The sequence below is a fragment of the Planctomycetaceae bacterium genome (genome assembly GCA_039680605.1).
GTDB lineage: Bacteria > Planctomycetota > Phycisphaerae > SM23-33 > SM23-33 > JAJFUU01.
In genome coordinates this window covers 20659-33170 of record JBDKTA010000048.1, presented here as the reverse complement: position 1 = coordinate 33170, position 12512 = coordinate 20659, and the positions used below count along the sequence as shown (strand labels likewise).

Below are 12512 nucleotides of genomic sequence, written 5' to 3'. Positions count from 1 at the left end.
TGCCCGAAGGGAGGGCGACCATGGGCTGCATAGTGGCGATCCTGGCGATGTTGATTCCGCGCGTGGTGATGTTCTTCATCTGGATCCTGACCGACTACTTCGGACGCGCGTTCGAGACGATCATCTGGCCGCTGCTGGGCTTCTTCTTCATGCCCTACACGACGCTGGCGTACATGGCCGCCATGCTCAACAACAACCACAACATCAGCGGATGGTGGTTCGCCCTGGTGATCGGTGCGGTGCTGGTGGACCTGTCGCACTGGGGCGGCAGCGGACGGGCTCGGTATCGGCGAAAACGGGATACCATCATCTGAGTCTGGCTTACAGGGGTGCCATGCCACCCCACGAGCTATTCGTTCACGATTGCGTCGAGTTGCTCGATCTTGAACCGCAGCGCGAGGATCGAGGCGACCTTGATTTCGTCGGCGTACCAGTGGCCGTAGGTCATCGTCACCACCGTGCCGTCGGGGAGCAGTTCCAGCGCGGGGTACGCACAGTCGCCGTCAAGCAGGTTGTCTTTGAAGCGGACGCGATATTGTCCTTCGCGCCCCTGCACGATGTCATCGTACGTTCCGACCCATCCAGCCCAGTCGCCCCAGGTCGGCGAGTTGTGGCAGGTGTCGCGGAAGCTGATGATCAGCCGCCCGTCGGGCAGGTACAGGCCCTGGTGGCGGTCGCCGGTGAGCGAGCCGGGCAACTCGCGCGGCTCGCTGAAGGTCTTGCCTTCGTCCTCGGAGAAGATCACGAAGCTGTTGCGCCGCCGGGCGTTCTCGCGCAGCAGCACGGCGAGCTGTCGCCCGTCGGGGCTGCGGAAGATTCCCGGCTCGCACAGGTGTACGTCTTCGCGGGCGAGCACGGCCTGGGGCTTCTGCCAGGTCAGGCCGCCGTCGGTGCTGAACGTTTTGAGCAGCGTCATGGTGTTGGTGTGTGCGCCGCCGCCGGCGATGAAGCGCCCGTCGTCGTGGAACATCGCCAGGTAGTGCCCGGGCGTCTTGAGCGGCGTGCAGTCGGACATCGCCGTGATGCCCCCCCACTCGCCCAGCGGTTCCAGTTCGCTCCAGGTGGCCCCGTCGTCTTCGCTGACGGCCATCCGCAGCGGGTATAGCGCCGAGAACATGATCAGGCGTTTTTTTCCAGCCGCGTCGACGACCGGGTAGATCGTCGGCACCTCGAGGCTGGTGGCCCAGCTTTCCGGCGTGGGCAGGCGGTCGGACCAGGTCTTGCCGCCGTCGGTGCTCCTTTTCATGACGATGGCGCCGCGCCCGTGCCCCTTGGGATAGACGGCGATGATCGTCTGCCCGTCGTCGAGAAGGACGGTGGTCGGGTGGCCGAGGTACTTTCCGGTCTCGCGGTCGACGACGACATGCATGTCGCTGCGACGGCTGAGATCGACGATGGGGATCGAGAAACCGCGGCGAACGCCACTCATGTTCTGCTCCTTTTGGAGTGCGGCAGCCTTAGCTGCCGCTTTGGAAGTTTCTCGGTAGCCGAAAAACTCTAAAAGCGGCAGCTACGGCTGCCGCACTCCACATGATTCCTGCGGAAAGTCTTTATCCACTTTGGCGGCTGAAAGTTCCGCTAAAAATGCGGCCACGCGATCCACTACGAGTTCCAGGTACGCCTTGCCCTTTTCGGCCGAAGCGCCGCTGGGGTCGCCGGCGGCGCAGTGGTCGTTGAGCTGGGAGAATCGCCGGCTGGTGCGGGCATAGCCTTTGCGCAGGCCTTCCAGGGCAAAGGGGGCGGCGGCGCCGCTGCCGGCGTTTTCCATCTCGACCAGCTCGGGGAACAGCGTCATCGCGACGGAGGTCTCCATCTGCCCGGCGTGGTCGTCGGGGTGGTCGAAGATTTCGCCGTAGCGGTCGGCGCCGACCTTCCACCAGTCGCAGATGAACACGTGCGTATCGAGGTCGCATTGCACCTGGCGGCACAGCGGCGCAAAGTCGTTGCCGCCGTGGCCGTTGACGATCACGAACTTGGCGATCCGGTGGCGCAGGCACGAGACGATCACCTCTCGCACCATCGCGTCGAGGACCTGCTGGCTGACGTGCATCGCCAGCGGGAAGTCCATCAGGTTGCAGTCGACGCCGAAGGGGATCGCCGGCAGGCACAGCACCTTGCCCCCGCTCGCCCACGCGCGGCGGCAGCTTTCGCGGGCGACCCACGTGGTGTGACGCACATCCTGCCCGTACGGCAGGTGGCGGTTGTGCGGCTCGATGGCGCCGGTCGGCAGGACGGCCACCTCATAGCGCTGCCTGGCAGCGCGGCCGAGGTTCGTGGCTGTCAGGTCCCATTCTTCGATGCGGTCAGTCATTCTGGAGCTCCAGCAGTGGTGAGTGGTGAGAACAACAAAAGAATGAGTCGTTGCCCTTGTTGTTGCACTCACCACTCACCACTCACAACTCACCACTTCTTTACAGCACCGCGTTCTGCGGTTTGCCCGCCAGGAACGCCCGCACGTTTTCAACGACTACGTTAATGAGCCGCTGTCGGGCTTCTTTCGTCGCCCAGGCGATGTGCGGGGTAATGTAGCAATTCTTCGCTTCGATCAACACATTGCTTTCCCGAGGCGGCTCGATGCTCAGCACGTCCAGTCCAGCCCCGGCGATGCGCCCGGCGTTGAGGGCGGCCGCCAGGGCGGGCTCGTCGACCACCCCGCCGCGGCTGGTGTTGATGAGGAAGGCGGTGGGTTTCATCATGCCCAGCCGCCGCGCGTCGACCAGTCGCCGCGTATGATCGGTCAGCGGGCAGTGGAGCGAGACGACGTCGCTGTCGGCGAAGATTCGATCCAGCTCGACGAATGTCACGCCCGCGGCCTCGGATGCCCTGAGCGTATGCACCAGCACGTTCATGCGCATCGCCAGGGCGATGCGGGCGACGGCGCGGCCGATCTGGCCGAAGCCGACCAGGCCCATCGTCTTTCCGGCAAGTTCCACCAGCGGAAAGTCGCTGTAGCAGAAGTCGCTGTTGCGTGCCCATTGCCCGGCGCGAACGCCCAGGGCGTGCTCGGCGGCATGGAACGTCAGGTTCAGCAGGTGGGCGAAGACCATTTCGGCGACGGACTGCGTGCTGTAGGCCGGCACGTTGCAGACCACGATGCCGCCCGCGGCGGCCGCGGCGACGTCGACGGCGTCGGTGCCGGTCGAGAGCAGTCCGATGTACCGCGCGAGGGGCAATTGCTCGATGACGCCGGCGGGCAGCAGGGTCTTGTTGGTCAGGACGATCTCGGCGCCGGCGGCGCGCGCAACGGTCAGCTCGGCAGGCGTGCGATCGTGGATCTCGCACTCGCCCAGCGCCTGCAGGGGCGCCCAGGACAGGTCGCCCGGGTTGGTCGCATAGGCGTCGAGGATGACGATCTTCATGGTATTTCTTCCGCGATAACGTTTGGGCAAGGGGAGGATACTGCCGCGGCCGCGCGGCGTCCAGAGACCGCGGTCAAATATCCAGCGGGGCGGTGTTGCCCCGCAGGGGCAACGCGTTCTTAGCCCAGGGCGCAGGACTGAAGGCTGCGACAGCAGGCTTCAGGGCCAAGCCCTGGGTTCAGGTCCCCTCCGCATCGAGCCCCGGAGGGGCGGACGTAATTGCCCGCCGGGCTTGGGCTCGCTTCGCTCGCCCCGCGCCCTGGGCTAAGCACGAAGGCCCCTCTGAGGCCAAAATTCATGAAGGATGAATTATGCAAAATCTTCTGTCTCTGTGACGCAGCTTCTTTGTTCCCTAAATTAAGTGGATTGCCATTTTTCCCGATTAGCTCCGTGGCGTGTTGCACGAGACGCCCGAGGCGCGGAGCTGATGACTGTCATGATCGCACACCCATTGGATGCTGCACGATTACGCTCTACCGGGAGGGCGGAACATGAGTGAGTTCCTGCTTTCCGAGCTGGATTTCATTTTCTTGCTCTACGGGCTGTCGTTCCTGCTCCTGGCGGCGGTCTGCCTGAGCCGCGGGCGCAAAGACGCCATCTCCTGGCGGTGGCTGGGCCTGTTCGGTCTGTTCCACGGCGCCAACGAGTGGCTGGATCTGCTGTCGATCAGCGTTGCCGACACGATGGTGTTCACGGGCATCCGCGTGACGGTGATGGCGGTGTCGTTCATTTTCCTGCTCGAGTTTGCCCGCGGGGGCCTGGCGACGCTGCGGGGCAAGGCGCCGGCGGTATGGGTCTGCCTGCCGCTGCTGGTGATGGCCATCGTGGGCAGCCTGGGGCACGGTTGGGCGGGGATCAACGTCGGCATCCGGACGGTCGTGGGGTTTCTGGCCGCCGCGGGCGCCGCGGGCGTCTTGTGGGCGCATTCGACCGCCGCGCCGGCGCGGCAGAAACTGTGGCTGCGCGTCCTGGCGGCGGCGATGGGCGCGTACGCGGTCGCCGCGGGGCTCATCACGCCGCGGGCGCCGGTATTTCTGGCAGACGTGCTGAACCACGAGTGGTTTCTCGCCTGCACGGGCGTGCCGGTCCAGGCGGTTCGCACGCTCCTGGCGATCATCATGACGGTCTCGCTGTGGCGATATTCGGTCGCCGCGGCCGCTCCAGACAAGGTTGGCGAGTTCCACGGGGCCGTGCCCATCCGGGCGCCGCTGTTTCTTCTGGGGATACTGGCGGCGGGGTGGATCGCGACGATCTTTGTCGGCAACCATGCCGATTCTCAGCTTCGCGGCAACGTCATGGCCCGGGCCATGGCTTCGGCGGCGGGGATTTCACCCCAACACGTCCAGGCGTTGGCGTGTTCAGAGGCGGATGTCGGCACCGACAACTACCGCCAGTTGAAGGAGCGGATGGTCGCCCTTCGCGGATCCGCGCGGGACGTGCGATTTGTCTATCTGACGCAGCTTGCGCAGGGCAAGGTGAAGTTCCTGGTCGAATCGGAACCGGATGACTCGCCCGATCATTCCCCTTGCGGATCGGTTTATGAAGACGCCAGTGCGGGCTTCTACAGGGTCTTCAGCTACGGCCAGGCCATGACCGAGGGACCGCACCCGGACAAATGGGGCGTCTGGGTCAGCGGGATCGCGCCGCTGCGCGACGCCAAGACCCACAAGGTGATCGCGGCGCTGGGCATGGACATCGCCGCCGACCGCTGGGCGCGGGAGATCGCCATCGCGCGCCTGGGGCCGATCGGCATCACGTGCCTGGTGGGCATCCTGGTGCTGGGTTCGTACGTCGTCAATGCCCGTCTGCGCGAGTCGGCACAGGTGCTGCTGGAGTCGCAGCAGCAATACCGCAGCCTGGTCGAGGGCTCGCCCAACACCGTGCAGCTATTCGACAGCCGCGGACGATATCTGACCGTCAACGAACCGGGCCTGCGCACCATGAACTGCGCCCTGTCGGACCTGGTCGGGCGCCCGTACGTGGACGTGTGGCCGCCGCAGACGCGGCCTCTCGTTCAAAGCGCCGTGACCGAGGTGCTTTCGGGACGGCGGACCGAGTTCGAGGCGCCCTTCCGCCGCGGCGACGGGCAGGAGATCGTCTGGCAGGTGACGTTGAACCCCTCGTCGTGGCGCGGGCGGCGCGTCACGCAGTTCGTGGGCGTCTGCAGCGACATCACCGTCCGCACGCGGGCCGAGGAGGCGCTGCGCCAACGGGACCGCCTGCTGGGGGCGGTCTCCGAAGCCACCGCGGCGCTGCTGACCATCACCGACCTGTCGCTGAGCGTCGCCCAGGCGTTGCAGACGGTCGGTCGGGCCGCCGGCGTCGACCGCGTCTATGTCTTCGAAAACCACGACGAGAGCGGCACGGGGCGCCGCCTCATGAGCCAGCGTTACGAATGGGCCTGCGAAACCGCCGCACCGGAGATCGACAACCCCCAACTCCAGAATCTGTCTTACGATTCGATGTCGCCCACGTGGTATGACGACATGGCCTCCGGGGCCGCCACCAACGGGATCGTGAAGGACATGGCCGCGCCGATCCGGGACCTGCTGGAGTCGCAGGGCATCGTCTCGGTCCTGCTGCTGCCGATCATGGTCGACGGGCACTACTGGGGCTTCATCGGATTCGACGACTGCCACTGCCGGCGCCGCTGGGACGAGACCGAGTCGTCCATCCTGACGACCCTGGGCAGCGCCATCGGAAGCGCCATCACGCGCCGCCGCGCGGAGATGGCGCTGGACGAGACGCGCCGCCATGCCGAGGCCGCCGCCAGGAAAGAGGCCGTCGCCAACGCCGCCAAGAGCGACTTTCTGGCGCGGATGAGCCACGAGATCCGCACCCCGATGAACGGCGTGGTGGGCATGACCGACCTGCTGACGCGCACGACGCTGACCGACCAGCAGCGCCGCTATGCGCGCATCGTCAAGAGTTCGGCCCTGTCGCTGCTGACGATCATCAACGACATCCTGGACTTCTCCAAGATCGAGGCGGGCATGCTGACGCTGCACCCGCGCGAGTTCGACCTGCGGACCGTCGTCGAGGACACGGTCGAGATGTTCGCCCGCGCCGCCGAGGAAAAGTGCCTCGAGCTGGTCAGCCTCGTCGAGGCCCCCGTACCCTTCCAGGTGCGCGGAGACGCCGACCGCCTGCGCCAGATCCTGGTCAACCTCATCGGCAACGCCATGAAGTTCACCGAGCATGGCGAGGTCGTCGTCCGGGCCAGGCTGGTCCGCGTCAGCGGCGCCAAGGCCCAGGTGCGATTCACCGTGCGCGACACCGGAGCGGGAATCTCTCCCGAAAACGCCGGCCGCCTGTTCAAGTCCTTCTCCCAGGTCGACTCCTTCGCCACCCGAAAACACGGCGGAACCGGTCTGGGCCTGGCCATCTGCAAACGCCTGGCCGAAATGATGGGCGGCCAAACCGGCCTCGAGAGCGAAGAAGGCGCCGGGTCCACCTTCTGGTTCACCGTCATGCTCGACACCTGCAACCAGCCCCCGCGCCAGACCGCCAGGGACCTCGCCGATCTGAGCAGGAAACCCGTCCTGGTGGTCGACGACAACGCCGCCAGCCGCCAGGCCATGTGCGAGTTGCTCAACAGCTGGGGACTGGTCGCCAAGACCAGCTCCGGCGGCGCCGAGGCCGTCGAAGCGCTGCGCCGCCACAGCGCCAGCGACAACCCCTTCGGCATCGTGCTGGCCGATCTCCAGATGCCGCAAATGACCGGCGAGACGCTGCTGCGGACGATCATGTCCGACGCCACCATCGCCCCGACCGTGCGCGTGCTGATGGTGCCGTCCGAAACCTCCCTCGAAGACGGCGCGTTTTACGCCGTCGCCCACGCCTGCGTCTTCAAACCCGTCCACCAGTCGCGGCTGTTCGACGAGATCGTCCAGGCCGTGGCCCGGTCCAAGGGGCGGGAAGCCCTGCCCCAGGGCGCCGCCGCGGCGGCGGTCCCGGCGGCGGTGCAGCCTCGGGACGCGTCGATCCTGCTGGCCGAGGACAACGAGGTCAACCAGGAGCTGGCCGTCGAGATCCTTCGCATGAGCGGTTTCCGCTGCGAGGTCGTCACCAACGGGCGCGACGCGGTCGACCTGCTGATGAAGAAGAAGTTCGACCTGGTCCTGATGGACTGCCAGATGCCCGAGATGGACGGCCTGGACGCCACGCGCATCATCCGCGACAAGGAACGCATTGGCATGGTCATGGCCCGCCACGCCGCTCGCATCCCGATCATCGCCCTGACGGCCAACGCCGTCAGCGGCGAACGCCAGAAGTGCCTCGATGCCGGCATGGACGGTTACATCGCCAAGCCCTTCGTGCCCGACGAGCTGATCCGCATGATCGAGTCTACCCTCGCGCCGGCGCCGGGGCGCGCCGATGCCTCCTCTTCGCAGGACGCTGCGCCCAGTGTGCCTTTCGACCTGGCGGACCTGCAAAGGCGATGTCTCAATAACGTCCAGTTCATGGACAAGATGCTGGGCAAATTTGCCGAAACCATACCGGGAGAGCTGCACAAGCTCGAGGCCGCCGCCGCCGCGGGCAACGCCCCCGAGACGCGACGCCTGGCGCACTCGATCAAGGGCGCCGCGGCCAATCTCTCGGCCGGGCAGTTGCGGCAGGCGGCATACGCGGTGGAACAGGCGGGCCAGGCCGGCGACATCACCGCGGCGGCGCAGCGGTTGCCGCGGGTGCGGGCTGAGCTGGAACGGTGCCTGGAGGCGATACCGGGAATTTTGACGGTCGGCGGAGACCACTGACCCGAGTCGGGAAGAAACGAGGACACTATGAGGATCCTGATCGTTGACGACGACGAACTGTCACTGACGCTGCTCGAAAACGCCCTCACGCAGGCCCAGCACGAGGTCGAGACCGCCACCAACGGGACCGACGCGCTGACCAAGCTCCGACGCGGCGGGCTGCACATGGTCATCTCCGATTGGGACATGCCCGGTCTCAGCGGCGAGGAACTCTGCCGCAAGGTCCGCGGCGAGGCCTTCGGCGGCTACGTGTACTTCATCCTGCTGACGTCGCACGATTCACCCGAGCACGTCGTCCAGGGGCTCGACGCCGGCGCCGACGACTTTATCGGCAAGCCCTTCAACCCCGCAGAGCTGGCCGTGCGCGTCCGCGCCGGGCAGCGCGTCCTGGCGCTGGAGACCCGCGACGTGGCGCTGTTCGCCATGGCGCGCCTGGCCGAGTCGCGAGACCCCGAGACCGGACACCACCTCGAACGCGTCCGAAACTACTGCAAGACCCTCGCCCAGTGCCTGCTCGAATGGGACCGCCCCGGGTACACCGTGACGGCAGGCTTCGTCCAGACCATCTACTCCACCAGCCCGCTGCACGACGTGGGCAAGATCGGCATTCCCGATTCGATCCTGCTCAAGCCCGGCCGCCTGAGCGACCGCGAGTTCGCCGTCATGAAAGGGCACACCACGCTGGGCGCCGAGACGCTCAACGCGGCCGTGGCGCAGTACCCCAGCGCGGAGTTCCTGCTGATGGCCCGGGACATTGCCCTGTCGCACCACGAGCGGTTCGACGGCACGGGGTACCCCACGGGCCTGGTGGGCGAGAACATTCCGCTCTGTGCGCGGATCCTGGCGCTGGCGGACGTGTACGACGCCCTGACCTCGCGCCGCGTGTACAAGAACGCCTACAGCCATGAGGTGGCCCGGTCCATCATCGTCGAGGAATCCGGCAGCCACTTCGACCCGGTCGTGGTCAAGGCTTTCCTTGAGACCGAGGCGACCTTCCTCGACTTGCGAAACCGCCTGTCCGATTTTTCGGCCCAGGCGGCATGAGGTTCCTGCTATGACATTGGCCAGTGAACGCAAACCGCTGCTGATCATCGACGACGACCCGTTAAGCCTGGCGATGCTCGCCCACCACGTCGCCGCAAGCGGACATGAGCCGCTGACGGCCCTGAGCGGGGCGCGGGGACTGGAGATCCTCGTCGAGCGCCAACCGGAGATCGTGATTTTGGACTGGCGGATGGCGGTGATGGACGGGCTGACGGTCTGCCGTGCGGTGCGGGGCGAGCACGGACAGCGGTACACGTATGTCATCATGCTGACGGTCGAGTCGGACAAGGACCGCCTCGTCGACGCCTTCGACGCCGGCGTGGACGACTTTCTGTCCAAGCCCTTCCACCCTGGCGAGCTGCAGGCCCGCATTCGCGCGGGCGTGCGGATGACGGCCCTCTACGACGAACTGGTTCAGAACGCCTCGCGGTTCTCCAAGATGAACAACGAATTGACGACGCTGAACACGCGCCTGGTAGAGGCGGCGTCGACGGACGAACTGACGGGGCTGCTCAATCGCCGCCAGGCGATCTTCCGCCTGCAGGAGCACCTGAGCCTCGCGCGGCGGTACATGGAACCGTTTGCCTGCACCATGCTCGACGTGGACCACTTCAAGAACATCAACGACCTGTATGGTCACATCCGCGGCGACCAGGTGCTGCAGACCGTCGCCCGGGCCCTGGGCGCCACGGCCCGCGGCACCGACACCGTCTACCGCCTCGGCGGCGAGGAGTTCATGATCCTCCTGCCCCGCCAGAACGCCAGCCAGGCCATAATCTGCGCCGAGCGATGCCGCACCGCCGTCGAGAGCCTGCGGTTCGGGTTCGCGCCGGACTTCCGCGTCACCATCAGCGCCGGCGTCACCCAGTACGCGCCCGGCATGGGCGAGCCTGATGACGTCCTGCGGGCGGCAGACAGCGCCCTCTACGAGGCCAAGCGCCTCGGGCGCAATCGATCGATCGTGGCCACGGCGGCGGCGTGAAGGCACGGGGAGTGCGGGACCTATGGAGTGCGGCAGCCTTAGCTGCCGCTTTTGGAGTTTTTCGGAGAGAGTGCTGGACCTGCCTGCCGACAGGCAAACAGAGACGGAGACGGGGACGGGGAGTGCGGGATTGAAACCGGATTGAGAGGATTAAGAGGATTGAAACAAAGATGGAGACGGGAACGAGGACGGAGACGGGGAGTGCGGGATTGGGATGGGATTGAGAGGATTAAGAGGATTAAAAACAAGGACGGGGGCGGAGAGAGTCTTCTGTTCGTCCTCGTCGTCGTCCTCGTCCTCGTCGTCGGTTGTTGCTTTTCAGAGTCCAGGGACGGGGAGTGCGGGACCTATGGAGTGCGGCAGCCTTAGCTGCCGCTTTTGGAGTTTTTCGGAGAGAGTGCCGGACCTGCCTGCCGACAGGCAAACAGAGACGGAGACGGGGACGGGGACGGAGACGGGGAGTGCGGGATTGAAACCGGATTGAGAGGATTAAAACAAAGACGGGGACGGGACGGGGAGTGCGATCACTCGACGGTCGTGGTCAGGAGATTGACGGTCTTGACCGGAAGGGACGGGCGGGGCGTGCGGCGGTTCTTGAGCATGAACGCCATCGCAAACTCCGGGTGGCGGTCGTGCCCGGCGCCGGCGACGACGGACGTGTCGACGATGAACCCGCGCGAACGCAGATAGTTCACGGCGTTGCGCGACTGCAGGATGATCGTCAGCGGGTCGTTCTCGCCCCAGTAGACCATCACCGGCATCTGCACCGCGTCGGTGGGGTACCAGTCGTGAAGGTTGCTCTCGCTGAAGTTGCAGTTGCGGGCCACCACCACGTTGAAAATCTCCGGGTGGCGCAGCCCGACGAAGTACGCCGGGAACCCCCCGCCCGAAAAGCCGGTGATCATGATGTTCGCGCGGTCGATGTTGTAGCGGTAGCCCACCATGCTGACCAGCGACAGGATGGACCGCTCGCACACCTGCATGCTGCCCAGCGGACCATCGCCCAGGATGCCGTCAGTGCCCTCCAGCGCCGGGGCCAAAATGATGCACCCGTTGCGCTCGCCGAGCATCTTCCACTCGCGGATGTGCATCTCTGAAACGTCGAACGGCGGCGTGCCGTGGCACGTGATGATCAGCGGCGCCGCCCGCTCGGGGCTGTACGTGCTGGGAACGTAGATCCAGTACCCCCGCCCCGTCACCGGGTCGCGCTCGAGCTTCTGGCCCACCGGGGTGTTCTGGTCCTGGTGAACCGGACAACCGGCCGCCACCGTCAGCGACAGCCCCATCAGCAGTGTCATAGCGTTTCGCATCGACCAAAAGAATACCGCGCCAAAGGGCGGTGGAAAAGCGCATTTCTGTTCAGAGCTCGGGGACGGGGAGTGCGGGATTGGGACGGGATTGAGAGGATTAAGAGGATTAAAAACAAGGACGGGGACGGAGAGAGTCTTCTGCTCGTCCTCGTCGTCGTCCTCGTCCTCGTCGTCGGTTGTTGCTTTTCAGCGCGTTGGGCACACCCGATAATGCCGCAGTCTACTTGCGGTCGCAGACCCTGGACAGGCCCCACAGGTACCCGACATACGCCACGTCGAGGTGCTTCTTGTAATTTTGGGCTTCTTCCACGGCCGAGCGGCACGACCACCTGTTGGCGGCGATCCGATACGCTGCTACGGCCACGCCCGTGCGGGCCTTGCCCAGTTCGCAGTGTACCAGCACCGGCTGGCGCTGCGGATCGCCGATCAGTTTCAGCAGGGTCTGCAACTGCTCGTCAGTGATCTCGTACGGGCCGATAGGCATGCTCACGTAGCCAATGCCGTTGGCGGCGCAGAACTGCTTCTCGAGCTGGCACCAGGCCGCGTCGGGCTCCTCCTCGCGAAGGCTGACCACCGTGCGGATCTTGTAGTCGTCCCGCAGGCGCCGCCAGGCGGCCTCGGTCGGTTGGGCGCTGCGATACAGCACCCCTTCTTCCACAACGCCGAACTGTCGGACCGGATAGTCCTCGAGCCAGACCTCCCACACGATCACGGCCGCGATGACCACCACGATAGTCGCCGCCGCATAAAGCCATGTGCGTCGTTTGAGTTTCATAATGGTACCTTTTCCGGCAAGGGGCTCTATTATGATCGGCTTGATGCCTTAAGAAAAACCAACCTGTTGCGAAAGTGTATGCCCTGCCGGGACTAATTTCAGAAATGTCGCAGTTGTTTCTTTTCAGGCCCGGGACGGGACGGGGACGGGGAGTGCGGGATTGGGATGGGATTGAGAGGATTAAGAGGATTGAAAACAAGGACGGGGACGGAAAGAGTCTTCTGTTCGTCCTCGTCGTCGTTCTCGTCCTCGTCGTCGGTTGTTGCTTTTCTTCCCCTCAGCGAC

The 12512-nt window shown here is 65.4% G+C and carries 9 protein-coding genes; 4 read left to right on the top strand and 5 right to left on the bottom strand.

Features of this window, described 5'->3' with window-relative positions; all coding sequences use genetic code 11:
- Window positions 1-20: 20 nt before the first annotated feature.
- Window positions 21-314: a hypothetical protein gene (locus tag ABFD92_14470; GenBank protein MEN6505741.1), complete on the top strand. Its 294-nt coding sequence runs from the start codon at window positions 21-23 to the stop codon at window positions 312-314.
- A gap of 35 nt (window positions 315-349) precedes the next feature.
- Here ABFD92_14470 and ABFD92_14465 read toward each other — a convergent pair whose 3' ends face one another.
- The 3 genes from ABFD92_14465 to ABFD92_14455 form a co-directional block, all read right to left on the bottom strand.
- Entirely contained in the window at window positions 350-1429 is a 1080-nt protein-coding gene (locus ABFD92_14465) for a sialidase family protein (GenBank protein MEN6505740.1), read from the bottom strand.
- An 81-nt stretch (window positions 1430-1510) separates the two neighbouring features.
- On the bottom strand, window positions 1511-2311 hold the full coding sequence (locus ABFD92_14460; protein MEN6505739.1) for a creatininase family protein: 801 nt from the start codon (window positions 2309-2311) through the stop codon (window positions 1511-1513).
- A gap of 100 nt (window positions 2312-2411) precedes the next feature.
- Window positions 2412-3359 (bottom strand): D-2-hydroxyacid dehydrogenase, encoded by a 948-nt coding sequence (locus ABFD92_14455; GenBank protein ID MEN6505738.1) that lies wholly within the window; start codon window positions 3357-3359, stop codon window positions 2412-2414.
- 491 nt (window positions 3360-3850) lie between these two features.
- Here ABFD92_14455 and ABFD92_14450 point away from each other — a divergent pair, with 491 nt between their 5' ends.
- From ABFD92_14450 to ABFD92_14440, 3 genes are read left to right on the top strand one after another with little or no spacing between them, the layout of a single operon-like run.
- Window positions 3851-8116 (top strand): response regulator, encoded by a 4266-nt coding sequence (locus ABFD92_14450; GenBank protein ID MEN6505737.1) that lies wholly within the window; start codon window positions 3851-3853, stop codon window positions 8114-8116.
- Window positions 8117-8143: 27 nt separating this feature from the next.
- Entirely contained in the window at window positions 8144-9160 is a 1017-nt protein-coding gene (locus ABFD92_14445) for an HD domain-containing phosphohydrolase (GenBank protein ID MEN6505736.1), read from the top strand.
- A 10-nt stretch (window positions 9161-9170) separates the two neighbouring features.
- Window positions 9171-10142 (top strand): diguanylate cyclase, encoded by a 972-nt coding sequence (locus tag ABFD92_14440; protein ID MEN6505735.1) that lies wholly within the window; start codon window positions 9171-9173, stop codon window positions 10140-10142.
- A 524-nt stretch (window positions 10143-10666) separates the two neighbouring features.
- Here the strand turns inward: ABFD92_14440 and ABFD92_14435 are convergent.
- Window positions 10667-11440 (bottom strand): hypothetical protein, encoded by a 774-nt coding sequence (locus ABFD92_14435; protein ID MEN6505734.1) that lies wholly within the window; start codon window positions 11438-11440, stop codon window positions 10667-10669.
- A gap of 232 nt (window positions 11441-11672) precedes the next feature.
- Window positions 11673-12227 carry a tyrosine-protein phosphatase gene (locus tag ABFD92_14430; GenBank protein MEN6505733.1) on the bottom strand — a complete coding sequence of 185 codons (555 nt, stop codon included), beginning with the start codon at window positions 12225-12227 and terminating at the stop codon, window positions 11673-11675.
- Window positions 12228-12512 lie beyond the last annotated feature (285 nt).